At 40.9% G+C, this 26,619-nt stretch carries 22 protein-coding genes; 12 read left to right on the plus strand and 10 right to left on the minus strand.

What is annotated here, in order from left to right:
- Window positions 1-107: 107 nt before the first annotated feature.
- Together pgm and C427_RS13380 are read right to left on the minus strand one after the other, a co-directional pair.
- Window positions 108-1,760, minus strand: coding sequence for a phosphoglucomutase (alpha-D-glucose-1,6-bisphosphate-dependent) (gene pgm / locus C427_RS13375; protein ID WP_007641577.1), 1,653 nt, complete (start codon window positions 1,758-1,760; stop codon window positions 108-110).
- Between the two features lie 237 nt (window positions 1,761-1,997).
- Complete coding sequence (locus C427_RS13380; RefSeq protein ID WP_007641575.1) at window positions 1,998-2,576, minus strand: negative modulator of initiation of replication; 579 nt, start codon at window positions 2,574-2,576, stop codon at window positions 1,998-2,000.
- 175 nt (window positions 2,577-2,751) lie between these two features.
- On the opposite strand from C427_RS13380, the gene C427_RS13385 reads away from it, so the two are divergent.
- The 8 genes from C427_RS13385 (at window position 2,752) to C427_RS13420 (ending at window position 14,612) form a co-directional block, all read left to right on the plus strand.
- Window positions 2,752-3,672: an AAA family ATPase gene (locus C427_RS13385; protein ID WP_007641573.1), complete on the plus strand. Its 921-nt coding sequence runs from the start codon at window positions 2,752-2,754 to the stop codon at window positions 3,670-3,672.
- An 8-nt stretch (window positions 3,673-3,680) separates the two neighbouring features.
- On the plus strand, window positions 3,681-4,730 hold the full coding sequence (locus C427_RS13390) for a DUF58 domain-containing protein (protein WP_007641571.1): 1,050 nt from the start codon (window positions 3,681-3,683) through the stop codon (window positions 4,728-4,730).
- Between the two features lie 2 nt (window positions 4,731-4,732).
- Entirely contained in the window at window positions 4,733-6,820 is a 2,088-nt protein-coding gene (locus tag C427_RS13395) for a transglutaminase family protein (protein WP_015430944.1), read from the plus strand.
- Between the two features lie 141 nt (window positions 6,821-6,961).
- Window positions 6,962-8,548, plus strand: coding sequence for an ABC-F family ATPase (locus C427_RS13400; RefSeq protein WP_034900044.1), 1,587 nt, complete (start codon window positions 6,962-6,964; stop codon window positions 8,546-8,548).
- 180 nt (window positions 8,549-8,728) lie between these two features.
- A complete protein-coding gene (locus tag C427_RS13405; protein ID WP_007641565.1) occupies window positions 8,729-9,124 on the plus strand; it encodes a hypothetical protein in 396 nt (131 codons plus the stop codon).
- A 141-nt stretch (window positions 9,125-9,265) separates the two neighbouring features.
- Complete coding sequence (locus C427_RS13410; protein ID WP_007641563.1) at window positions 9,266-10,525, plus strand: TolC family protein; 1,260 nt, start codon at window positions 9,266-9,268, stop codon at window positions 10,523-10,525.
- 68 nt (window positions 10,526-10,593) lie between these two features.
- Window positions 10,594-11,448: an efflux RND transporter periplasmic adaptor subunit gene (locus C427_RS13415; RefSeq protein ID WP_007641561.1), complete on the plus strand. Its 855-nt coding sequence runs from the start codon at window positions 10,594-10,596 to the stop codon at window positions 11,446-11,448.
- Window positions 11,449-11,501: 53 nt separating this feature from the next.
- Window positions 11,502-14,612 (plus strand): efflux RND transporter permease subunit, encoded by a 3,111-nt coding sequence (locus tag C427_RS13420; protein ID WP_007641560.1) that lies wholly within the window; start codon window positions 11,502-11,504, stop codon window positions 14,610-14,612.
- Window positions 14,613-14,879: 267 nt separating this feature from the next.
- On the opposite strand, the gene C427_RS26420 is transcribed toward C427_RS13420, so the two are convergent.
- Window positions 14,880-15,050: a hypothetical protein gene (locus C427_RS26420; RefSeq protein WP_153810674.1), complete on the minus strand. Its 171-nt coding sequence runs from the start codon at window positions 15,048-15,050 to the stop codon at window positions 14,880-14,882.
- 446 nt (window positions 15,051-15,496) lie between these two features.
- Here C427_RS26420 and C427_RS13435 point away from each other — a divergent pair, with 446 nt between their 5' ends.
- Window positions 15,497-15,970: an NYN domain-containing protein gene (locus C427_RS13435; RefSeq protein ID WP_034900039.1), complete on the plus strand. Its 474-nt coding sequence runs from the start codon at window positions 15,497-15,499 to the stop codon at window positions 15,968-15,970.
- A gap of 1 nt (window position 15,971) precedes the next feature.
- Here the strand turns inward: C427_RS13435 and feoB are convergent, their stop codons facing one another.
- The 4 genes from feoB to C427_RS13455 all read right to left on the minus strand — a co-directional run bounded on the left by feoB (window position 15,972) and on the right by C427_RS13455 (window position 20,190).
- Window positions 15,972-17,786, minus strand: a complete 1,815-nt coding sequence (feoB, locus tag C427_RS13440) for a ferrous iron transporter B (protein WP_007641554.1) — start codon at window positions 17,784-17,786, stop codon at window positions 15,972-15,974.
- A 113-nt stretch (window positions 17,787-17,899) separates the two neighbouring features.
- Window positions 17,900-18,130 carry a FeoA family protein gene (locus C427_RS13445; RefSeq protein ID WP_007641552.1) on the minus strand — a complete coding sequence of 77 codons (231 nt, stop codon included), beginning with the start codon at window positions 18,128-18,130 and terminating at the stop codon, window positions 17,900-17,902.
- Between the two features lie 107 nt (window positions 18,131-18,237).
- A complete protein-coding gene (locus C427_RS13450; RefSeq protein WP_007641550.1) occupies window positions 18,238-19,581 on the minus strand; it encodes a class II 3-deoxy-7-phosphoheptulonate synthase in 1,344 nt (447 codons plus the stop codon).
- A gap of 132 nt (window positions 19,582-19,713) precedes the next feature.
- Window positions 19,714-20,190 (minus strand): low molecular weight protein-tyrosine-phosphatase, encoded by a 477-nt coding sequence (locus tag C427_RS13455; protein WP_007641547.1) that lies wholly within the window; start codon window positions 20,188-20,190, stop codon window positions 19,714-19,716.
- A gap of 82 nt (window positions 20,191-20,272) precedes the next feature.
- Between C427_RS13455 and pepE the strand changes: the two genes are divergently transcribed.
- Window positions 20,273-20,965 (plus strand): dipeptidase PepE, encoded by a 693-nt coding sequence (gene pepE, locus C427_RS13460; protein ID WP_007641546.1) that lies wholly within the window; start codon window positions 20,273-20,275, stop codon window positions 20,963-20,965.
- 918 nt (window positions 20,966-21,883) lie between these two features.
- Window positions 21,884-22,786: a chemotaxis protein gene (locus tag C427_RS13465; RefSeq protein ID WP_007641544.1), complete on the plus strand. Its 903-nt coding sequence runs from the start codon at window positions 21,884-21,886 to the stop codon at window positions 22,784-22,786.
- A gap of 622 nt (window positions 22,787-23,408) precedes the next feature.
- Here C427_RS13465 and C427_RS13470 read toward each other — a convergent pair.
- The 3 genes from C427_RS13470 to C427_RS13480 are packed head-to-tail and all read right to left on the minus strand — an operon-like array spanning window position 23,409 to window position 25,119.
- Window positions 23,409-24,056: a DUF799 domain-containing protein gene (locus C427_RS13470; RefSeq protein ID WP_007641542.1), complete on the minus strand. Its 648-nt coding sequence runs from the start codon at window positions 24,054-24,056 to the stop codon at window positions 23,409-23,411.
- 10 nt (window positions 24,057-24,066) lie between these two features.
- Window positions 24,067-24,420, minus strand: a complete 354-nt coding sequence (locus tag C427_RS13475) for a DUF4810 domain-containing protein (protein WP_226991247.1) — start codon at window positions 24,418-24,420, stop codon at window positions 24,067-24,069.
- Between the two features lie 12 nt (window positions 24,421-24,432).
- The gene (locus C427_RS13480; protein ID WP_007641538.1) at window positions 24,433-25,119 is read right to left on the minus strand and encodes a CsgG/HfaB family protein; all 687 of its coding nucleotides are present in this window, start codon (window positions 25,117-25,119) and stop codon (window positions 24,433-24,435) included.
- A gap of 394 nt (window positions 25,120-25,513) precedes the next feature.
- Here C427_RS13480 and C427_RS13485 point away from each other — a divergent pair, with 394 nt between their 5' ends.
- Window positions 25,514-26,596, plus strand: a complete 1,083-nt coding sequence (locus C427_RS13485) for a threonine aldolase family protein (RefSeq protein WP_007641533.1) — start codon at window positions 25,514-25,516, stop codon at window positions 26,594-26,596.
- Window positions 26,597-26,619 lie beyond the last annotated feature (23 nt).

Consider the following 26,619-nt stretch of genomic DNA (forward strand, 5'->3'; position numbering starts at 1 on the left):
TTTCTATTGCATTTTGTTAAATAAATGTTAAATAAACAAATAAGCATACGTATTCACTTCAGAATCCGCATGCTTTTTACATAAAAATAACATTCTGTATTTTTTATTTATACATTTGCGGTTTTAAACACTTGTTCTACCAATGTTTGAGCTTCTTTAATCAATAAATCAAGATGCTCTGAGCCATTAAAACTTTCTGCGTATATCTTGTAAATATCTTCAGTACCGGATGGACGTGCAGCAAACCAGCCATTTTCGGTACTGACTTTTACTCCACCAATTGCTGCATTGTTACCTGGCGCATGAGTTTGAATATTCGTAATCGTTTCACCTGCTAGATCTGAAGATTGAATGACACTTTTATCCATTTTGCTTAATACTTGCTTCTGAGCATGATTTGCAGCTACATCAATGCGAGTATAAACAGGTGCTGAAAACTGCTCGGTAAGGTCCTGATAATGCTCACCTGGATCTTTACCTGTTACAGCAATAATTTCAGCCGCTAACAAACACATGATGATCCCGTCTTTGTCGGTTGCCCATGGTTTGCCATCACGACGCAAAAATATACCGCCTGCACTTTCTTCACCTGCAAAACCAATTTCGCTGTTCAATAAACCTTGTACGAACCATTTAAAGCCTACTGGCATTTCTGCCAATTCACGGCCTAGTCCGTTCACTACACGATCAATCATGCTACTCGATACCAGTGTCTTACCGATTTTTATATCTTTGGGCCACTGGGTTCTGTGTTGAAATAAATATTGAATGGCTACCGCTAAATAATGATTAGGATTCATTAAACCGCTTTTGCGAGTGACTATGCCGTGACGGTCAAAATCAGGATCGTTGCCAAAGGCCACATCAAACTTGTCTTTTAAATCAATCAAACTCGCCATGGCGTAAGGTGAGGAACAATCCATACGAATTTTTCCATCCTTATCTCGGTGCATAAAGCCAAACTGCTGATCAACATTACGATTGACCACCTCAATGTTTATGCCATAACGCTCGGCTATTTTGTCCCAGTAACCTAAACCTGCACCACCTAGTGGATCGGTGCCTAAAACTAATCCTGCCTTAGCAATGGCTTGCATATCTATTACTTGATCGAGTTGTGCAATATAATCTTCGGAAAAATCAATTTCTGTTACGTAAACCGAGTCATAGGCAGCTGCCAAATTCATACGTTTCACACCAGCCATATCATTGCTGATGATCTCATTGGCACGTTGCTGGATAAGATTAGTGACATCGCTGTCTGCGGGTCCACCATGAGGCTGGTTATACTTAAAACCGCCGTCTTCTGGGGGATTATGTGATGGGGTTATCACCACACCATCAGCTTGGTCTTTTGACGCAGTGCCATTATGTTGCAAAATAGCATGGGAGATAACAGGTGTAGGGGTATAACCGCGATTTTCCTGAACAACTAGAGCAACCCCGTTTGCTGCTAACACTTCGACAGCTGTTGAAAACGCAGCTTCAGATAAAGCATGCGTATCCATGCCCATATATAATGGCCCCGTAATATTTTGATCTTGTCGAAATTCAGCTAGCGCCTGACAGATGGCTGCAATATGCATATCGTTAAAGGTATTTAAAATCGAGCTACCACGGTGTCCTGACGTACCAAAAGACACCGCTTGGGAAATGTCTCCTTTGGTTGGTTGATGGGTGTAATAGGCACTAGTTAACTTAGCAACGTTAACCAACTGTTCTTTACTAGCAGGTTTTCCTGCTTCTGGATGCAGAGCCATAATAGTCCTTATTTTTGTTAAACACCCCAATATCGGGATAAAAGATGTCGAAATACGTTTACATTATTAGCAATCTTAAAGTAACGGATAATCCCGCTGGTAATGCTGCTGCCATATTCAGGATAAGTGCCGCTATTTGTGTTCTTATCAAAGCGCTCGTTAGATTGTTTAGACATTCTAAACTGACAGAGAGCAACACAGAGATGCATAAATAGCAGTGTTTATTCCGAGTTTGAGCTATATATGCTCGGGAGCAAGTATGGTGATCAGTTGTTCTATTTCGGATAGACTAAAACCCACTTGCTCAGCGACTTCTTTAAGCATATTGATTTTCTTTACAGTATTGTTATTGGTTATCACCCAATATTTGGAGCCGGGCACATTTTTAGGATTAGTACTGCTACCTGTCGCTAAGAGTGTATCTTTGTCAGTGGCAAAGTAGGTTCTGTTACGGCCACTCATACCTAATACTTTACTGAATTGTTGGATATGATATTTATGGATAATTGATAACACCAACAGCCACCTTTCCACCATTTTAGGAATAGCTTGCAACTGTTGCCCTTCGAGTTCGCTAAACACTGCTGATGCCTGACAAATCTGCTCTGCGGATTGAGCACTAGCACTACCACTACCAATACTATTGTCTAGCGCGAAAATAGATTTTGCAGCATCAACATTATTCGCTTGCTCGATGTTAAGCAGCGACTCAGGCATCACTAATCGACGTAAAATATCTGATGCACTTTCACCGATATCTTGGGTTTGTGAAGCAATAAAATGGTAAAGGTCGTCTTCTATTTGAATACTTTTCATGGAATTATTTTTTATAATCGGTGTACATGACATAGATTATACGGATTGACGCAATCAATTCATCGATTAATTCCATTTCATACGCAAGTATTAGCTAAACCACCGAAATTTTGCTTAATTTGCGCTAAAATATTGATTCTTTCAATAAAATCAATTCTTTGGATACCCTTACCCTATGCTGCAAAATAAATTGGCTATGGCCGTAGAGCAATCCTGCAAAGTATTAATTGGTAAACAACAACAAGTTAAATTGGCACTAACTTGTTTGTTAGCGAATGGCCATTTGTTAATTGAAGATTTACCCGGTATGGGCAAAACCACACTTTCACACACTTTGGCTAAAGTACTTGGCTTGGAATACTCCCGTATCCAGTTCACATCTGACTTATTACCCGCAGACATGCTGGGGATCAATATTTATGATAACAACGAACAAACGTTTCGCTTTCACCCAGGGCCTATTTTTAATCAACTGGTTCTAGCTGATGAAATCAATCGAGCTAGCCCTAAAACCCAAAGTGCATTGCTTGAGGCCATGGAAGAAAGGCAGGTCAGCTTAGATGGTAAAACCCGCCCACTGCCTTCACCGTTTTTTGTGATTGGTACCCAAAACCCGATGCATCAATCAGGCACATATCCTCTACCCGAATCCCAATTAGACCGTTTTTTAATGCGTATTCAGTTGGGATATCCCGATAAAGAGGCAGAAATAAGCATGTTAAAGACACAACTTGGGGACTCCCAACATGAAGTAAAGACGGTAATGGACATAGCTGAATTTATTGAATTACAAGGAGCAGTCAGACAAGTTCATGCATCGGATGAATTACTTCATTATATATTGCGCTTAGTCACGTTTAGTCGTGAAAGCAACTTATTTGCCAACCCATTATCACCCCGAGCGACCAAAGCATTGTTAAGCTCAGCTAAAGCATGGGCATTTATTAATAATAGAGAATTTTTAATTCCAGAAGATGTGCAAGCCATATTGCCGGCAGTAGCCGAACATCGATTACGCAGCGCATCAAGCGACTTCAGTGCACAGGGCAGTTTAAGTAAAACATTACTCGAATCAATCGACCCGCTTGCGGCTTAGACTCTGATATGACTGTAATCTACAATTACTGGAACAAATGGTTAAATAAGCGGATACCCGAGGCCACCCAGCATCGCTTAAACCATCACAATATTTTTATTTTCCCTGCTAAATTTGGGCTGTTGTTTTTGTCTTTGTGTGTACTGCTCTTTTTATTGGGCACCAACTATCAAAATAACCTGATGTTGTTACTCTGCTATTTTTTATTAGCAATATTTTTAGTTAACCTATTGGCTAGTTATATCAACTTTGCCCGCATCGATTTACAAATAGGTAAGTGTCCTGAAGTATTTGTAAGTGACAATTTAGATGTTCCTATATGGTTAAATGCCAATAACGATACTGCATCCCCTACCCATGGGTTATTACATTTTAAGTTCCAAGCTACTCAGCGTAAATCCAATAAAAAAGCCAAAACCCAACATGACCAATCAGGCACGCTAATAGATGCCGATGCTTTCACTAATCCAATTAGCTTAAGCCAAAATTGTCAACAACGAGGAAAATTGACTTTATCAAGAGTCACTGTAGAAAGCTTTTACCCATTAGGCTTGTACCGTTGTTGGACACATTTAGCTTTTAGCCACGAGATAACCGTTTTTCCTAAACCTTTGCCATGTGACATACGACTGCATGTTAGTCAGAAAAACAGTCCTAAAGAAAGTGGTGATATAGCCAATCAGCAAACCGGTCACGATGACTTTTCTCATCTCAAAGCATACCAAACAGGCGAATCGTTAAATCATGTCGCATGGAAACAACTGGCTAAAGGTCGAGGTATGGTCAGCAAACAATTTTCTTCGATTAGCAATCACATAGGTTGGCTTAAACTATCAGCTGAGTATAAAAACAAAGTGTTATCACAACCCAGCATAGAGTTAGAAACAGCATTAGATAAAGAGCTGGGCGAGTTGTGTTATCAAGTAATTGAGTTGAGCCGAACCCAACGTACGTTTGGTTTGGACTTGGGCGCTCAATGTATTGCACCCAATAGTGGTGCTGAGCATCGACTCGCCTGTTTACGCGCCTTAGCCTACTTTCCAGAATTAAGCTGCTAAGCATGTTGTTCAAGCTAAAACAAAAAACTTCACCCCAAGACACCGCGCAGTTTTCTGGAAATATTGCATTATTATTGGCGGCGGTATTAGTATTGGTGAGTTTTAGTCTTTTTTCTTCGATACTCACTTGGATATTATTATTGGTTGCTTGCGGTGCGGTAATCAGAGGCGCTATTTACTATAATCATTACAAACACTTACCATCGATTCGCACCCTAAACTTATTAGCGTTGTTAAGTATACTAGGGTTGATTTACTCAGCTTTAAGTGCCGGTTTATTATTTGGAATGGTTAACTTATTGATCCTCGCCTGTGCATTGAAATTGATGCAAATGCGCAGTCAAAAAGATGTCTATCAATTAGTCATTAGTCTGTCTTTTTTGATTGGTTGTGGTTTTATTTTTAATCAATCTATTGGTTTTAGCCTATTTTATGGCTTGATGTGTATGACACTGTTATTAAGTTTGGCCTGTTATCACGCCCCTTCAAACACGATGCGCAAACAATTAAAAACCATTTCATTATTAAGTTTACAAGCTTTACCCATAGGCGTGTTGATGTTTTTAGTGCTACCCCAGCTATCGCCACTATGGCACACACCTAAAGCCAAAGGTGCGCAAACAGGACTCTCAGAACAGATAACACCTGGCGATATCGCCGCTCTGTCGCAATCAAGCGAATTAGCATTTCGAGCAACCTTCGAAGACACGCCGCCCAAAGCGCGGCAACGATACTGGCGAGCCATAGTAATGGAAGACTTTGATGGCAAAACATGGAAAGTCCATCCTTATCGTCAGAAGGTCCGAGAATATCAATTAGAAACAAAGCAGCAATTTGAGCCTAAATTGACGGGCCCTTTTTTTAATTATGAAGTGATCGCCGAGCCTACCTATCAACCTTGGCTATTTGCATTGGACATTGCGGTGCCCGCAAATACTCAGAGCAGCAGAAATATCATGCAAAGCAGTGATTTTTTGTTGTTTAATCGCCAGCCAGTAGTGAGCAAATATCAGTACGCAGTGCGTTCATATCCTGAAGCCTTAGCCAGCCAAACTCTGACGAAAACTGACAAACAGATTAATTTAGGCTTACCTGAAAAAGACAATAAAAGAACCCGGGTATGGGTCAATAACCTGCGCGCTCAACATCAAGAAAACGACAAATTTATAGAAGCAATATTAAGTCACTTTACTGAGAACCCTTTTGTTTATACCTTACGACCTGATGTTATGCTGGTTGATCCCGTGGACCGTTTTTTATTTGATAATCAAGCAGGATTTTGCAGCCACTATGCCAGCGCGTTAGCTTATGCACTTCGGTTAGGCGGGATCCCAGCACGCATAGTGACAGGTTATCAAGGAGGCGAATTAATAGAAAATACTGGGAAATCACCGTATTTGAGCATTTATCAATACGATGCCCATGCTTGGGTAGAAACATGGGGTGATAACTCAGGTTGGCAACGAATCGATCCAACTGCAATTGTATCGCCAGACAGAATAGAATTTGGTTTACAACAAGCGATGCAAGAAGAAGGCAGTTTTTTAGCTGATTCTCCCTTTGCCCTAGCCAGACTTGCCAATATAGCTTGGCTCAATAATATAAGACTCTTTTTAGCAGACATAGATTACAACTGGAGTCGCTGGGTATTAGGATTTAATAGTGATAAGCAACGTGACCTATTCAAATCGATATTAGGAAAACTTACCCCAGACCGCTTATCAATCTTAGGGGTAGGAATAGTATTCAGCATCGCTTTGTTACTGAGTTTGTTTTTTCTCCCTCATTGGTTACAAAATAGACTTGCCACAACACAACGCTTATATTTAAAAGCACTGAATGCCCTTGAAAACGCAGGAACCCAAAGAGCAACTTGGCAAGGACCCAGTGCATTTAGTCAACAGATAAGTGAACGCTACCCACATAAAGTGAGTGTTCCCTTTTCTCAACTAACCCAATACTATTTGCGATTAACCTATCAAAATAAGCAAGACCCTAAAACCACAGTACTCACGACTAAACAGTGTCATCGCATGATGCGCCGTCATTTAGCCCTCTTAAAAACTGAATTGTCAAAACATAAAGCTTAAATCTGTAAAAATCCCCCTCCCCCTTAGCGATATCAAGATTTTTGTGACATAATATGCGCCGAATTTTTGCCATCTATACATCACCGATTTAAGGTATGTGATGGTAAACGATAGTTGAATATTAATACTGAGGTACCGACATTGCTAACAACTGCAAATATTACAATCCAATTTGGCGAAAAGCCTTTATTTGAAAATGTCTCAGCCAAATTTGGCAATGGCAATAAATATGGCCTGATTGGCGCAAATGGTTGTGGTAAGTCAACCTTTATGAAAATCATTGGTGGTGACTTAGAGCCCTCTGGAGGCAATGTGTCTGTCGACCCAGGCGAACGGATCGGTAAACTAAAACAAGATCAGTTCGCATATGAAGACTGCAGCGTTATTGATACTGTTGTTATGGGTCATGGTGAACTTTGGAAAGTTAAAGTTGAACGCGATGCTATTTACTCCAATCCTGATATGACAGAAGAAGATGGTATCAGAGTCGCCGATTTAGAGAATGAATTTGCCGAAATGGACGGTTACACAGCTGAATCTAGAGCCGGCGAACTTTTGATTGGTGTGGGTATTCCTGTGGAGCAACATTTTGGTCCTATGAGTGAAATTGCGCCAGGTTGGAAACTTAGGGTGTTGCTAGCCCAAGTATTATTTTCTGATCCTGACATTATGTTACTCGATGAGCCTACCAACAACTTGGATATCAATACTATCCGCTGGTTGGAAACTGTGCTTAACGAACGTAACTGCACCATGATCATTATTTCTCATGATAGGCACTTCTTAAATTCTGTTTGCAGCCATATGGCAGATATCGATTACGGCGAAATTCGTTTATTTCCCGGCAATTACGATGAATACATGACAGCAGCCACTCAATCTCGTGACCAGTTATTATCAGATAACGCCAAGAAAAAAGCGCAAATATCTGAGCTGAAAGCGTTTGTGAGTCGTTTCTCAGCCAACGCATCAAAGTCGAAACAAGCCACATCACGAGCTAGGCAGATTGATAAGATTCAATTGGATGAAGTCAAACCCTCGAGCCGTCAAAGTCCATTTATTCGTTTTGAAGAAACTAAAAAGCTTCACCGCTTGGCAGTAGAAGTCGAAGGGTTGGCCAAAACTTACGATGAAGAGTTATACAAAAACTTAGACTTGATGATAGAAGTAGGTGAAAGAGTCGCCATCATTGGTCCTAACGGTGTGGGTAAAACAACCCTACTAAAATGTTTAGTCGGTGACACTGATTTAACAGCGGGTAGCATAAAATGGTCAGAGAATAGCAACATTGGTTATTATGCACAGGACCATGCTTCTGACTTTGAAGAAGACAAAACACTGATGGATTGGATGTACCAATGGGCCCAAGAAGGTGATGACGAACAAATCATGCGCGGTACATTGGGCAGGCTGTTATTCTCTCAGCATGATATTAATAAGTCGGTCAAAGTCATATCAGGTGGTGAACAAGGGCGTATGTTGTTTGGCAAATTGATGCTACAAAAACCCAACATTTTAGTCATGGACGAACCAACCAACCACCTAGACATGGAATCTATAGAGTCTTTGAATTTAGCGCTAGAAAATTACAAAGGTACCTTGATTTTTGTCAGTCATGATAGAGAATTTGTATCTACTGTCGCTACACGTATCATCGACATTCAACCCGATGGTATCGTGGACTTTAAAGGCGACTATGAGAGTTACTTGGCAAGTCAAGGGGTATAAAGCAGATCACCGGCTTCGAGTAGTGAAGTTATAAGACATAGTATTGATTTGGGAGTGGCACTTGCTACTCCCTTCTCTATGACGACTGGAAAGCTTAATCAAACTATTTTGATTGCTCTTTGTCTGATAACCTTCGCAGCTTAAGTTTATTAGCGCACACATTATAATTATTAAGGTAAAATGAAAAACAGACGTTTGGTAAGCTACTTCACGATTGTACTGATACTATTTCAGTCCTTTTCGGCTATTGCCAATTCGTTAGACTTTCATGCGACTGACCCAGCACATCTGCAGCAGATACATCAGCACTCGGATGACCATAATGCCGCCAGAGTGGAACACGGCCCATCCAATAAACCAATCAAAAAACTTGATGACGCTCAAGCGCCCCCTGCCAATCATCACAATCCAGCCGACTGTCATCACTGTGGACATTGCAATGGCACTCACCTGCAGTGGGTGGGTCAACAAGCTTTTCGTAGCACTGACCTAGTGCAACAGTTACATCAATTTTCCTATTTACGCGCGCTGATTAATGCCCCTATCAACCAGTTGTTACGCCCACCCAAAGCCTAGTCCTTTTTTCTGATTAAAACTTAGGTCTCAATTACTTTTTGAGATGCACAGTCATATTTGATTTTATTAGGACAATCAATGAACCTTTCTTTTTTTAAGAAGCTTCTGTGCCTGCGAGCATGGTATATAAGTACGCTGGTAATGTGTATCAGCGGCAACGCTTCTGCAGCGTTAAATGACGTTAATAGGGCTTTTCCAATGACACTAGAAAGTGCCATAAAACGCACACTTATCAATAACCCCCAATTACATGAATTTAATTTTAGGCAGCAAGTGATTGCAGGTGAAGCTAAAACCGCAGCACTAAGGCCGGGTTATGCTGTGGGTGTCGAAGCAGAAAACTTTCTTGGCAGCGGTGATGTGTCAGGTATCAATGACGTGGAACTTACGATCACCTTATCATCCGTTATTGAAATGGGTGAAAAACTCCATGCACGAACAAATATTAGCAACGTTAAACGCCAAAAGTTAGTTGTCGAGAAACAAGTGCGTTCCCTGGATATTCTTGCCGAGGTCATGCGTCGATATATCGATGTGTTAGCGGGACAAGAGACAGTCAATGCGGTGAACGAAGCGGAACAACTTGCTCGTTATACCTATCAAGCGGTTATTCGCAGGGTAGAAGCTGGGGCGTCACCATTACTAGAACAAAAGCGCGCTGAAGCAGCCTTGGCTAAAGCTAGACTTAATGTACAAACAGCGAAATTACAGTTGCAAACCAGTATTAAAAGTTTGTCTATTATGTGGGGTGAGCAGCAGCCTGCATTTGGTCACGTGCAAGGGAATATTTTTTCATTAACCAAGTCGCCATCATTCCAAACGCTTATTTCAACGCTTTCAGCCAGCCCTCATATTCAGTTGTTTGCACAGCAGTCCCGTGTGCAAAACGCGCAGATGAGATTGGCACAGACGGCTAACCGACCTGATGTTAGCTGGACCGCCGGCATCCGCAGAATAAAGGCTATTGATGCAACCACGTTTGTTGCTGGCGCAAGCGTCCCTCTTCTCAGTAATAGTCGAAACCTAGGTGATTATGAAGCACAAAGAGCAAGGCTCGATACCATTGAGCAACAAAAACAAGCCAGTCTTCGCAATCTATACCATCAGGTTAATCAAGCGCTGGACGCCCGAAACCGGGCATTACTTGAAGTGTCTACGTTCCAAAAAGACATTATCCCACCACTTAAAGAGGCCTTAACACTGGTTGAAAAAGCCTACTCAGACGGACGGTTCAGTTATCTAGAATGGGTATCCACCCGACAAGAATTACTGGATGCGCAACACGCTCTGATTCAATCAGCAAAACAAGCTCATCAGCGCGGTGCAGATATCGAAGCACTGACAGGTATATCTATAGTTTCGCTCCCAGGTGATACCTCCCATATTTTTAAAGAGCATTAATTATGAAAATATTTAGTACAAACACACAATGTCGGACAAAAAAACGGACGCTCATATACGTAATAATATTGCTATCGCTTCCATGTTTAACTGTTGCTGGCGAAGACAATCACGCTGCAGAAGTTGCGGTGATAACAGATAATATGGCTAGCGCATCTGGTATAGAAACCGTCGCGGTGTCTGCTGGGCAATTGCATATAATGGCAACTATTTTTGGCGATGTGATTACCGATCCCGCATCGCTCAGTCATATTCGCGCCAGATTTGACGGTGTAGTCTCAGATGTCACAGTTAATCTCGGTGATAAGGTCAAGCGTGGGGATACCTTGGCGATGGTAGAGTCAAATGAAAGTCTTAAACGTTACCAAGTCAGCTCACCGTTTGCTGGAACGATCATCGGTAGACATGCGAATGCAGGTGAGCTATCTAATGGCCAAATCTTATTTTCAATCGCAAATTATGATGATGTGTGGGCGCAGTTAAAAATATTTCCTAACCAACGTGCGGCCATAAAAGCTGGGCAAAAAGTTTGGCTAAGTAATGCTGATTTTGTTCAAGAATCATCTATCAGTCATACTGTTCCTTCATCTGAAGGCAAACCTTACACCTTAGCGTTTGTGAAACTAAATAATACTGATGGCAACTGGCCAGTTGGCGCCTTAACTAAAGCGCGGGTTAGAACAGCTACCACAGATACCTCTCTGCTTATTCCTAAGTCTGCGATCCAGAAGTTTGAAGGACAACCAGTGGTGTTTGTAAAAAAAGGAAATCAGTATCATGCTCGCCGAATTAGCCTTGGGCTAGCCGACGATACAAATATTGAGGTGTTGCAAGGCTTAGAAAATGGCGAGTTGATTGTTAGTCAAAACAGCTACCTGATAAAGGCAGATTTAGAAAAGTCGGAGGCAAGTCATGATCACTAATCACGCAATGTCTATTCCGATGCTAGGCCTTTCACTCAAATTTGGAGTCAAGCATGATTGAATCTATACTTCGTCTATCGATTGATAGACGCGGCATCATGCTACTACTGATACTCTTTATCAGCGGACTAGGTGTATGGAGTTATCAACAACTCCCTATTGATGCCGTTCCTGACATCACCAACGTGCAAGTACAAATCAACACTCAAGCACCAGGTTACTCGCCACTTGAAACTGAACAGCGGATCACATTCGTGGTGGAAACGGCGTTAGCAGGTCTACCTGAACTCTCTTACACCCGTTCATTATCTCGCTATGGCTTATCTCAGGTCACGGCAGTGTTTCATGAAGGCACTGACATTTACTTCGCCAGAAACTTAATCAGCGCCCGCCTAGCTTTAATAAAAAGCCAACTTCCCCTAGGACTTGAACCTGAGATGGGGCCAATTGCTACGGGCTTAGGTGAAATCTACATGTACACTTTGAGTGCAACAGATGATGCACGCCAAACTAACGGGCAACTATTTGATGCTATGGCATTACGAGAACTACATGACTGGGTTGTGAAGCCCCAACTTGTTTTAGTCAAAGGTGTCACAGAAGTAAACGCCATTGGCGGATATACCAAACAATATCATGTGAATCCTTCGCCACAAAAAATGCTCAACTTTAACCTCAGTATGCAGGACTTATTAACCGCGCTTGCCCGAAATAATGCCAATCAAGGAGCAGGATTTGTAGAGCGTAATGGGCAGCAAATATTAATTCGTTCCCAAGCTCAGCTCAAGACGGTTGAAGACATTGGAAATGTGGTTGTTAAGCTCATTGACTCGGTACCGGTCACGGTAAACGATATTGGCAAGGTAGTCATAGGCAAGGAGCTTCGCACAGGTGCTGCCACTCGTGAGGGCATTGAGACAGTATTAGGGACAGCGATGATGTTAGTTGGGGAAAATTCTCGCGCGGTCTCAATAGCGGTGGCTCAAAAAGTGGCCGACATTCAAACAAGTTTGCCCGATGGCGTAATCATTCAGCCTGTCTACGATAGAACCACGTTAGTGGATAAAGCCATCAATACCGTACAGAAAAACCTGGTAGAAGGGGCGTTGTTAGTAGTGGTTATCTTATTTATTCTTTTGGGCAACGTTCGAGCAGCATTGATCACCGCTGCAGTTATTCCGCTGACGATGTTGGCGACGATAACGGGCATGGTACAAACTGGTGTATCGGCAAACCTCATGAGTTTAGGCGCATTGGACTTTGGATTAATTGTGGACGGCGCAGTGATCATTGTCGAAAACTGTATCAGGCGACTATCCGAGCAACAAAAGCGTAGCGGCGTGATAATGCTTCTCAAAGACAGGTTAGAATTGGTCTATGAGGCAACTAATGAAGTCATCAGGCCCAGCTTATTTGGTGTGCTTATCATCACAGTGGTATACATCCCTCTTTTTTCGTTGTCGGGCGTAGAAGGCAAAATGTTTCACCCAATGGCTGCAACGGTCATCATCGCTTTACTGGCCGCAATGCTATTTTCGATTACCATTGTACCAGCGGCAGTAGCGATGTTTTTGAGCGGAAAAATCAGTGAAAAAGAAAGCCCCATTATTGTAGGCGCCAAATATGTATATCGCCCCTTATTGTTAGGAGCATTGAAGTTTCGTTGGTTAGTTGTTGTGACAGCAAGTGTATTGGTTATTATCAGCATCTGGCTAGCGTCCCGCTTAGGCTCTGAGTTTATTCCACAACTTGATGAAGGCGATATTGCACTGCACGCAATGCGTATTCCAGGGACGGGCATCGACCAAGCCATTGATATGCAGAAACTGCTTGAAACAAAAATCATGGAATACCAGCAAGTACAGACTGTGTTTGCTAAAACAGGCACCGCTGAAGTAGCAACCGACCCTATGCCTCCCAATGTGACTGACACCTTTGTGATGCTAAAGCCCAAAGAGTTGTGGGCAGATCCGAGCCTGTCTAAACAAGACTTTGTCGCAATGCTTGAAAAGGATTTAAGCGTATTACCAGGCAATAATTACGAATTCACGCAACCCATACAAATGCGATTTAATGAATTAATAAGCGGTGTACGTGCAGATTTGGGTATCAAATTATTTGGTGATGATTTAGATACCTTAGTGTTGTCTGCGTCTGAAATACTGGCGGTACTTGAAACGATTGAAGGCGTGGCTGATGCTCGCCTTGAACAAGTCGACAATGTACCAATATTAACTATTAATCCTAAACCTGTCATGTTGGCGCGATACGGGCTAGACGTGACAGACCTGCAAACATGGCTTCATTCAGCGATTGGTGGCAATCAGGCTGGATTAATTTTCGAAGGTGATAGAAGGTTTAGCTTAACTGTCAGATTTAGTGAGGATATGCGTTCTAATCTCGATGCATTTGGAGACATTCCAATCGTGACAGCCAACGGTGAATACGTACCTCTGGCAGAAGTAGCAGAATTAAATTTATCCTCCGTACCCAGCCAGATCAGTCGAGAAAACGGCAAGCGACGAGTTGTAGTAACAGCCAATTTACGGCAGCGGGACTTAGGCTCTTTTGTGCAGGAAGCCAAGCTCAAAATAGCACAACAAGTAGACTTGCCTGTAGGTTATTGGTTAGATTATGGAGGCACTTTTGAGCAGTTACAAAGTGCCAGTCAACGGCTCTCAATTGTGGTACCCGCCACGTTATTTATTATTTTGACTTTATTGGTGATTGCCTTTGGCTCAATCAAAGATGCCTTGATTATATTTACTGGGGTGCCACTTGCCTTAACGGGCGGTATTCTTGCGCTTTGGATGAGAGATTTACCCCTGTCTATTTCAGCTGGTGTAGGATTTATAGCCCTTTCAGGCATTGCTGTTCTCAATGGTTTGGTGATGTTGTCATTTATCAAGCAACGGTTATTAGAAACAGGTGAATTAGTTAATTCTATCGTTGAAGGTTCGCTTACTCGACTTAGGCCAGTATTGATGACTGCGCTTGTAGCCAGTTTAGGATTTGTACCCATGGCGATAAACGTTGGAACAGGCGCTGAAGTACAGCGACCTTTAGCAACCGTTGTGATTGGCGGTATTATATCGTCAACAATGCTTACTTTGTTTGTGCTGCCAGTGCTGTATCGCTTCGCCTATTGGAAAAGAGTCAATTGATGACAAGCGTGGTGAGCAATCTAATTAAAGAACTACAGGAGTTGCAAGCTGTGTAGCCGGTCACAGCGTGCTACGAGCTTGTTATTGGCAAGATAAGTTTGGAGTAAATTTAAACGGGCTATTTGTTGAAGGCAATGCAGTTGATTGGCTTTTATTTTATTTTGAGCTAGTCACTCGAAGTTTACAAATGGTAGAACTAAAAAAACCGGATTTCTCCGGTTTTTTTCATCTGTTACTACAAGTTGATAACTCGTAGCTGTCTAGTTGTTACTTAATATTTAGTAACCAAGAGACAAATTGTTTTGCTTCAGTGGTGTTAGCAAAGGTGCCAATTTTCTGGCCACACTTGTCGGCAAACGCCACTTTGTATTTATTCACAGAGATGTTGTGCACTGGGCACATTACCGAAATCTGTGTTCCGTTATATGTATAAGACATAATAAAACTCATTAAATATGACTATTTTGTACTTCAAATATTGAAGCAATTAATAGTTAAAACTAAAAATAAGCTCATTACAGTTTTGACGATACTACTAAAACCTTAAGTTTTTGTTCGATGAGACATCTGCAAATTTTGTTTGCTACGATGTTTAATACCCATTAATTCGTCGTACGATAATTCAGCTTGTTATTATAATTCATTAAGTCATTGCCTGTAGAGGCGCACTTAAAGATTACGTTTTTAATGTCGGCTGACTGGATCAAGGAAAGACATAACATTGGAGGTTTGTTTTGAGAGAGGTTCAACAAACCGAATATCAACATACTTACCTTTGATTAATTAGTCAACTGTTAATTAGACTAAATGGTCTACTAGTGACAAATACTTTTACTATTAAGATGTTATCATCAGACTAATTTATTAATAGTAAGAGATTTACTTTGGAAAAAATCGCCATATTCGTTGATGTTCAAAACATCTACTACACGACTCGCCAAGCGTACTCTCGCCAATTTAACTATCGTCGATTCTGGCAACATATACAGCATCAAGGCGACATTATCATGGCCAATGCCTATGCTATTGATAAAGGGGATGAACAACAGCAAAAATTTCAAAGCGCACTCAAACATATTGGTTTTGATATAAAATTAAAACCTTATATCCAACGTAGCGATGGTTCAGCCAAAGGTGATTGGGATGTAGGCATTGCCATAGACGTGTTAGAAGCGGCCGAAAGTGCTGATACGATTGTTTTATTATCGGGTGACGGAGATTTTGATTTATTGCTCAAAAGGGTGAGTCAAAAATATGGCTGTAAAACGCAAGTCTATGGTGTACCTCAACTTACGGCCACATCCTTGGTGAATGCAACCGATGAGTTTTTCAAAATTGAATCTGATTTATTACAATAACCTAAATAACACTAGCCGCAATCCATGCGATAAGATAGGCCAGTAATCCGTAACTCACAAATAAGCCCCAGGCTATTTTTCCACTGCCTGTTTCACCTTTAATGGTGGCAACCGTAGCGACACATTGCAGTGCCACTACATAAAATAACATCAAACCAATACCAGCCCCAAGAGCAAGGCCGTCTTGCTGAATATTAGCAGCTAACCCAGCTATATCTTCATCCGCTCCTTGAATACCAAATAAAGTACCCAGTGCGCCAACAAATACCTCTCGGGCTAAAAATGACACTAATATAGCCACACCGTAACGCCAATCTAAACCTAGGGGTTCAAAAACAGGCTCAATCCATTGCCCTATCGATGCCAAATAAGATGACTGTAAATTACCATTTTGTGGAAAATAGCCTAAAACCCATATTACCACAGAGACCATAAAAATAATCGGTGCAGCCCGTCGGATAAATTGCTTAGCACTGGTTAAAACTCGATGGATAAGTGGTTTCCAGTGGGGTAAGCGATAGGTCGGCAACTCTAATATAAATGGCATCTCTGCTTTATCCTTATCTAAATCTGTCAGTTTAGTTAATAATGTACTGACCAATAATGCTGTTGCGATACCAATAAAATACAGAATGAAGAAGGTAATGCCCTGCAAGTTAATTAGCCCACCTAAATATTGAGTGTCGGGGATTAACACCGCAATTAACAAAGCATACACTGGTAAACGAGCCGAACATGACATCAAAGGAATAGTCATCATGGTAATAAGCCGCTTGCGCGGTGATTCTATGGTTCGCGCGGCCATAATCGCGGGAATAGCACAGGCATGCCCTGACAAATAGGGGATAAAACTTCTACCAGACAAACCAAAGTAACTCAAAGGTTTATGACAAATTAATGCTGCTCTGGCTAAATAACCACTATCTTCGAGTAATCCAATAATCAAAGTAAGCACCATAATTTGCGGCACAAAAACTAAAAACGAACCCACACCACCAAACATTGCATCAGTGACAAAATCGTTTAACACCCCTGACGGAATAACTTGGCTGCTTACCATCGCCAACTCCGTCATGATGGTTTCAACCCCGTCCATTAATGGACTGGCCCAAGTGAAAATACTTTGAAATAACAAAAACATGATGGCTAAGAAAATAAAACCACCAAAAAAACTGTTTAACAAAAAGTTATCTATTATGTTTTGCTGCTTAAGGACCACATCGGCTTTAATACCGTAACGACGAGACAACTCTCGGCTTATCTCTAGTAATGGGGTGTGTGCATCATTCGTTATTTTAGGCACAAAATCCTGAGGATGTTTAGCCGCATCAATAAGGCCTAACTTGAACTCATGTAAACCGATTAGAGTTTTAGCGGAAAGGGCAAAAACCGCACAACCTAAATCCTGAGATAACTTATCTGTATCAATGTGGTGACTAAAACGTTGCACCTCGTCAATCATATTTAACGCGAAAACCACACCTTTTTTATGTTCAAAGGCTAAGTCTCTCACCTGAAGACCAAACACTAAACTGCGTTCTAAACGTGTAGCATCCAAATTACATACTATTAACGACGTATCATCACTGTGCATCGCCTCATGCAACTTTTCGATGGCAAGCTCTTCATCTCTTGACAAGCTTTTTAATGAGTAGGTACCGGGAAAGTCTACTAACTGATACTCGTCAAATTTGCCACTTTTCAATTCAACGGTAACGCCTGGAAAATTAGCTACTTTTTGGCGCATACCGGTTAATTGATTAAACAGCAGGCTTTTACCAGAATTGGGTTTACCAACTAAGATAATACTTTTCATTGGATACCTTTGAGCAGAAACAAATATGCAACGTAGTTTGGATTTAAGAGCAACAAACAGTCTGAATTAGAATATGCAAAATACACTTAAGCTGGGCACTTCAAAGATTATTATTAAGCCGCACTAATATTGATGTGGTTAGCAATACTTTGCTCTAAAGAATAAACACAATCACCAACCTGCAACACCAGAGGTCCTTTTAAAGGGCTGCGACGCAGACACAGAATGGATTGACCAGCAGCGAAACCCATTTCATTCAGGCGATCAAATACTGCAGGCATCAGATTAGGATCGAGGCTATCAATTAATACAGACTGTTTATTTCTAATTTCCCAGAGGGTCATATAACTACCTGGCTGACTAATACAAATGAAAACGATTATCATTTATACCATTTAAAACAACCGCTTTGCAATTAAACACATCACAAAACGGCAAGTTTTTATTCTTTTTATGCGTCACGCAAATGGTCAGCCACAAGAAACGCCATCTCTAATACTTGATCAGCATTTAATCGTGGGTCACATTGAGTTTTATAGGCTAAAGCCAAGTCGTCATCACTGATTTTATAAGCGCCACCTGTGCACTCAGTCACATGTTGTCCGGTCATCTCTAAGTGAATACCACCAGCATGAGTGCCTTCAGATTTATGTGCAGCAAAAAACTGTTGAATTTCACGCAGAATAGCGTCGAAGTTACGTGTTTTATAACCGCTTGAAGCTTTAAATGTGTTGCCATGCATGGGATCAGAGCTCCACACCACTTTACGTCCTTCTTGTTTAACTCGGCGTAAAAGTTTAGGCAGGTTGTGTTCAAGCTTGTCTGCGCCCATACGGGTGATCAACGTCAGTCGGCCCGCATCATTATTGGGGTTGAGTGCATCAATTAGCTGAATTAATTCATCTTCCTGCATAGTTGGCCCTACTTTTACACCAATAGGATTATGAATGCCGCGGAAAAACTCTAAATGTGCATGATCGAGTTGACGAGTTCGTTCACCAATCCACAACATATGTGCCGAACAGTTGTACCAATTACCCGTCAACGTATCGACTCGGGTCAAAGCTTGCTCATAGTTAAGCAACAAAGCCTCATGGGAGGTATACAAACTAGTTTCATGCAAAGTAGGCGTATTTGTAGAATTGATACCCATGACTTTCATAAACTCTAATGAGTCTTGAATACGCGTAGCTAAGTCATGATAACGATCTTTTAAAGGGTTATTTTCTACGAAAGCCATATTCCAGCGATTCACTTCATGCAAATCAGCTAATCCACCTTGAGCAAAAGCACGCAATAAATTTAAAGTAGACGCACCACGATGATAGGCTTCAATCATTCTTTGAGGATCAGGCCTACGTGAAGCTTCAGTAAATTCAAAGCTGTTAATAATATCGCCACGATAACTTGGTAAAGACACACCATCAATTGTTTCAAAATCACCCGAACGCGGCTTAGCATACTGCCCAGCCATACGAGCCACTTTGATTACCGGGCATCGACCCGCATAAGTCAGTACGATGGCCATTTGCAAAATGACTTTAAAAGTGTCGCGAATTTTTGGAGCGTTAAATTCATCAAAAGATTCAGCGCAATCACCGCCCTGCAACAAGAAACCTTTTCCTTCTGCTACATCACCTAACTGTTTATATAGAGCACGTGTTTCAGCTGCAAAAACCAAAGGAGGATAACCGCCAAGAGTATCTTCAACCTGTTTAAGGTGTTGTTTATCTTCATAAGTAGGTTGTTGCAAAATGGGCTTTGAGCGCCAACTGTCTGGTTGCCAATGACTCACGATTTTTCCTTGTTAGATTGATGTAAGGTAGCCGATTAAAAAATGAACCGACAAACTGGGACGAGAATTTAGAGGGTATGAGCGTAAACATCAATCACAAACGCACTTATTCTTGAAATATAAATTGATAACTTATGACGTACTGGATTTTAGATGCTTAATAAAGCCATCAGCCCCTTGTTCAATCAGATCTAAAACATATTCAAAACCTCCTTTGCCACCGTAATAAGGGTCGGGCACCTCTCGCTCTTCAGCATCACTAAAACTTAAAAGTAATGTCACCTTATGTTGAAGTTCTTCTGGGCAGGCTTCTAATAAGCTTGCGATATTTTGGTTATCCATACCCAAAATATAATCAAACTTTTCAAAGTCTTGCTGTACCACTTTTCGACACTTCAAACCTTTAAAACTATAACCTCTTTCCATACCCACGGCTTGAGAACGTTTGTCAGGCGCAGCTCCTTTGTGATAACCAGCCGTACCAGCGGAGTCGATTTCAATAACCAAACCGATATCAGCTGCTTTTGTTTTAAAAACAGCTTCAGCACTGGGTGACCGGCAAATATTACCCAAACAAACAAAAAGTACTGAAGGTGTGTTGGTTGCCATTTTATTTCCTAATATTTTCCCTATGCAAAGTATTCTAGCTGTCTATAATTGTGCGTCTAGTGCTAAAACGGATTAATTTGAAATGAATATACTGATGCTTAGCAGCTCTAAAGTGGCCAATGAAGATTACCTACAGCATGCAATCCCCATGCTTAATCAACATTTATCCAATATCAAAGAACTACTATTTATACCTTTTGCTGGCGTATCAGTCAGCTGGGACGACTACACAACAAAAGTACAACACGCCCTGCCCGACTTTCAAGTATTCGGCATTCATGAATGCTCGAACGCCCATCAAGCATTAGAACATGCTCAAGCCATATTAGTAGGCGGTGGCAACACCTTCAACCTGCTTAACGAACTGTATCGTCAAGATTTACTCGGCACCGTAAAAAACCAAGTCAACAAAGGCACACCCTATGTTGGATGGAGCGCAGGCTCAAATATATGCGGTAATAGTATCCGCACCACCAACGATATGCCGATAATTCAACCACCTAGTTTTGACGCACTCAACTTTGTACCTTTTCAGCTCAATCCCCACTACACTGACTATCAACCCCCCGGGCACAATGGCGAAACACGCGCGCAACGCATCGAGGAGTTTTGTATTTTAAATCCTAAGATGCCTGTGATTGGAATTCGTGAAGGGTGTGCCTTGCTGTTGCAAGGGGAGTCGTTGGTTTTAAAAGGTGAATTAGATGGGGTAGTGTTTGAGGGTAATTCACAGAGTGTGATCCACCCAAATCAGGATTTAAGTGGGTATTTGTAAGAGGAATTTGAGGACGATCATCCTAAATTTATTACTGACGTTAATAAAAGAATATGCATACACAACTCTCGAAGGCAATGCTCTTGAACCGGAAGTTTTGCGAGTTTCGAGTTGAGGCGAGCAACAAGAGGCTCGCCTTTGCAGACTAAGAGTTTTGAATGGCTTTACTATGGATGAATTTTGTTACGACCCCAATTAATTTCAAAAAGTAATTTTATTGTTCGTGGACCACTGCATTTTCACACTAAATTTGATTGTATGGATACGAATGTCAGAAATGAGACCGCGAGTCCTAGTCGACCACAACGGTTATCGGTGAAAACACGACCCTCATTCTACTCCTCACTCTGTGAAGCCATTTGGTACTTACAGTTACACATCTTAATTCTGTTCTTGAACTTAAAACGTTTTGACAGTAATCAAGTAGCACTTATCAAAAATAAATAACCAAAAGTTGAACTTATGCCTTAACTGCCCCTCTGAATATATAGTTTTTATGTGTGTTCCCTTTTTAAGCCTGATTTTCCATCAGGCTTTTTTTTGCGCTTTTTTTACTGCTAATAGTCATCAACAAAGCCATCATGGTAATTCAACCCTTTGTCCTTAAAGAACATAGCAAGGATGGCGATAAGCATTAACGCATTCTTATAACTTGATACTAGGATATCAAGCCTTCATGATGTAAGTGCTACACATAGTTACTTCTATGCTCGTTGCCACTCAGTTACTGCGTTAAACCTCGGTCTCCATTTCAAAAGTTGCGACTTGGCCATGCAGTGCATCGATTTAATCTAGTTTCACTCTACTCAATTCACTTAATAACTAGATGAAGGGATGAATTATCAATACACTCATGTTAATTTTATTTTGGTCGATTCGAGCAGTACCAACTCATTATTTTATTCACCGGAGAATGTTGTGGCCTCTAAAGCTAACTACTCACAAGGGCTACTACTATTTCGCCTAAAAAATGGTCGTCAGTATGCTTTGGGAACCTTAAAAATCCAAGAGCTTGTGCCGTATAAAGCGGTAACGAAAATGATTAAGTCAGAACCAGGGGTTAAAGGTGTTTTAACAATTCGTAATCAAACTATCGCAGTGATCGATATGGCTGAAGTGATAGGGCTTGGCCCAATTTCAGAAAGTAATCTCAGCCAGTCTTTTATTGTTGTGACCGATTGCCAACGAAAAGTAGTTGGCTTTATTGTTAGCCAAATTGAAAAAATTGTTGAAACCAATTGGCGAGAAATCAAGCAGCCTGATAAAAAACTAGGGGCCGGTGTTTTCATTACAGGGACGGTAGAAGTTGAAGGTGAGTTTATTCAACTGATAGATGTAGAGTTACTTCTTAATAAAATTTTCCCTCCAGATCCGCGGGCGGCATTAGCGGTGGTTACCGATTTTCAGCGGGAACAACTTAAACCCATGAATATATTAGTGGTTGATGATTCATTGACCGCTAGGCGGCAACTAACTGATGTTTTAGAGCTCCTGAACGTACCATTTCATGTTACGGACGATGGTCATAAAGCTTTAGTGTACATGCGTGAGCAAGCTTCCAGTGGGCATCCAGTTAACTTGTTAGTCTCCGATATTGAGATGCCAGGTTTAGACGGATATGAGCTAACTTTTGAAGTGCGTAATTTGCCGGTATTGGCAGCTGCCTACATCATTCTTCACACCTCGTTATCGAGTGCGATCAGTATTGGTCAAGCTCACCAAGTAGGTGCAAATGAAGCATTAACAAAATTCGACGCAAAAGAATTGGTACTTTCTATGCTGCGAGGTGTCGAGTTTATCAATAACCCGCCTAAAGAATGAACACATTAAAGTCATAGGTTAAGTTAAATACGATTTTCATTTGTACTTATCGTTATCAGCTAAGGACGGCTTGCCTAGCTAAGTTCTTTCGTTGAAAAAGATGACCTTGGGATTTAACAAAACATCTAGGATTTACTCTGTGACTTAACTTAAATCGATCAGACTACAATTGTGCAATGCCTATAGAAAAATAATTAATAACAAGTTGAACTTATGACGTTATTACCCCTCTGAATAAACAGTGTTTATGTGTGTTCCCTTTTTAAGCCTGATTTTCCATCAGGCTTTTTTTTACTTTTTTATCTTCAAGTACATTAATTTTACTAATGCTCAACGAAGTGATCATTACTTTTCACTAACGTTTAGGTAATGACTTATCAAAACGAGTGGTGTACCACAACAAAGTGGAGAACTTCAAAAGTGAGCTGATAAGATACTTATCACACAACCTTTATTACCTTATTTTTGGTTAAAGAAAAACAGATTGGAAGAAAGGGGGGCGCTTGCTAAAAGTGATGCTAACAACGCTTGGTCTGGCATCACTCGATGCAGCATATAGGTTTAAAAAGTATGCCAAGGACACTTACAAACATAAATCTCTCAATAATTTACACCTAGGATTTTAATTGCTGCTCTTTACATTTTTATAAGGCCCATTGAGTAAACCTCTTTTAGCTGAATTAAAAGCCATATTATTGGCCATACGTGCAACCTGTGGTGTGTTATCTGAAATTTCACCCGCAATTTGCGAAACTACGGCCACAACTAAAGCCCCCAATAGACCACCGCTACTATTATCATTGGGACTATACTGCGCGTTAATAGGTGCTTCCCACAATAACTTACCCGTTTTAACTGAAACAAGTTTTAGACCACCCTGCACCACAGAAACGGATGACAATACTAGAAATTTTTGTCCCCAATCCTGAATATGCACATACAGAACAGCGTCAGCACCGATAATTTCATCGATTTTATCTAATGCAATACCATTCATTTCGGCAGGGGTCGGCAAACCGTTTTCTTTTAAGAAATTGTCCACAACCGAAACCGGAAAAACATAGTAACCTTTCTCTGCAAGAGGTTTTGTTACCGTCGACAAATAGGTATAAGGGGCACTCACTTCAACAGAGCTATTCATTGGTGGCAAAACCAAAATAGAGCGAGGTGCGGCTTGCTTTAAAGGGCCATAATTATAGGGTTCAATCGTGGTACAACCAGATAAAAGTACGATAAACAACAGCGCAACTTTATGAATACGGGTGTTCATTTTTACTTCCTTAACTTTTTGGAATAGAACGTTGTATGATGCCGTTAATGAAAGTCGCTGATTCTGGAAATAACTCTTTTTCTTTTATCAGAGATTGCATTGCAAGTTCTTTATTGCCATCAGCGGCATACATAAAACCTAGATGAGCATAAACGCCAGGAGCAACCGACTTACCTAATGCTTCAGCTTTATCAATATCTGCAAGTAATGTCTCAATTTGAACACTAGGAGGGACTTCACTTGGGGTATGGTGAGTTTTATAAACTAAATCTTCATATGCCCCCCAGTAATATTGGTTTTTGTTCGATGCACAGCCAGCAAGCAACAACACCGTTACACATAAAATGACTTTATTAAGTTCCATTTCCATCTCAGATTACAAGGTCAGTTGTAAGGTATTGTTTTCAAGATCACGAGTCATATTATTAACGCTTTCTTTAATCGCAAAATCTAACACTTTGCCATTAAGAGTAGAATCATATCCCGCTTTGGAACCGAAACCGACGACCTGTCGTTCATTGAGTTGATATTCGCCCGCACCTTGAGTTGTGTATATGATTTCAGAAGTCACAACGTCAATGATGGTTAAGGAAACCTTCGCATAGGCTATTTGGCTTTTACCGGAACCCAAGATACCAAACAATTGTTTGTCACCAATCACTTTTCTGCCGAATTCAGTCACACCGCCACTAATGACGTAACGGGCACCTTTAATCTCTTGTTTGATGCCTAGAAGTTGAGCTTCTTGTTGTAAGTTGGCTAAGTTTTCTCTGTCGACTACCTTAAAACGATGAGTTTGTTGCAGATGGGTCTTTAGAATAGTTTTGCCCTGATTGCCCAGTCTATCTATATTGGATGAAAACAAACCCTGCATATAATTAGAACGGTTGTTAAAATTACCTAAAACAAGTGTAGATTTGGGGCCTGCATACGCTGTTTTATTTGATTCTACAGGGGTAACCGCGACTTTTTGATAGGTTTCAGTGGCACAGCCGCTGATGCCGGTAATCAATGCACCTAACATTAAAAATAAACTAAATTTCTTAACCCGACAATATTCCATAAATTACTACTCCATCATTAAAAAAACATTGTCTAATAATATTACCCTCACGTAAACGAAATAAGTGGAACATCTCTGTAGATTCTATTTTTTTACAGAACAGCCAATGCTTTATGATTTATTTCGGAGATCTTTTTTACTGACTTGCTTGGTTGTTGAAAAAATTAGGTTTGAGAAAACTGATTTTAATTGAATAAAGCCATATAAAATTTGCCCAAGGCGGCTGAGCTGGATAGAGCAACACAGTTTAAAAAAATCTATTAAGAAATAATTGCTCCGCTCTAATTAGAACACAATCAATGTAAAGTCCGGTTTTACTTCCAACCTTGCTCAAACATTGGATACATAATAAAATTGACACACATTTTTCAAACATTTAAGCGCAAATTTTTATATGCCAGTGTCACTCAAAGAAAGTTGCTCAATCAATCTTGGTTATCCTTACCATAAACATAAAACACCTGCAGAATCGTTGTCGAGGTTGTCTTCTTATTTGAATGAACAAAAGAAAGTTGACTCTGAAATTGGCAACGACCACGGTGCGAGTCTGCTGGAAGATAAAGTAGCTAAACTATTTGGAATGCAGGCCGCGTTATGGCTACCCACAGGCACCTTGGCACAAGGTATTGCGGCCAGAATACATGGACAACAAACAAACAGTGAACGATTATTGCTACATCCTTCTTCGCATTTGTTGTTGCATGAAGAACAAGGCTATCAATATGCCCATGGATGTTCAGCAAAAGTAATCGGCAAGTGGCGAGAAACTCTTACTTCGGCCGATATTAGTGGTGAGTCTGGCAGTCTTTTTGTCGAGCTTCCGCAACGTCATAGCGGCGGCAAGCTCCCCAGCTGGAATGAATTGCAAGGGATTAAAGATCACTGCAAAGCTTTAGGTATGCCGTTGCACATGGATGGAGCCAGATTATGGTCTTGCCGCCCTTTTTACGAGAATAGATCTTATGCCGATATTGTCGCAGGTTTTGATTCGGTTTATGTATCACTGTATAAAGATATTGGTTCAATGGGCGGCGCTATATTAGCAGGCTCTCAGGTATTTATTAATGATGCGCGTAAATGGAGAACCCGTTTAGGCGGATTTTCGGTTGGTTCTTGGCCACTTATATACGATGCATTACATTTAATTGATAATCGAATCACACAGATGCCAGCATTTATCGAAAAAGCGAAACAGCTAGCAAACGGGATTCAGCATATTGATAATTTTCGAATCGATCCAGTTGTTCCCCATACTAACCTGTTTCATATCTTGCTTAACGTTTCTGCTGACAAAGCAGCATCAGCTAGAGATCAAGTTGCGAGAGACTCGGGGGTATGGCTATCCGACCGATTCTGGGATTACGAATATCCCAACACCTGCGCCATGGAATTTGTGGTGGGTGAAAAGGCACTGGCGTTGGAGAGTGAAATATTTACCAAAGCTATGACTCTGTTTGATAAAGCTTTAAATCCTTAGTAATTAACTGCTTAAAAGTGTGT

Origin of the sequence: Paraglaciecola psychrophila 170, assembly GCF_000347635.1 — a bacterium.
In the GTDB taxonomy this organism is placed as follows: domain Bacteria; phylum Pseudomonadota; class Gammaproteobacteria; order Enterobacterales; family Alteromonadaceae; genus Paraglaciecola; species Paraglaciecola psychrophila.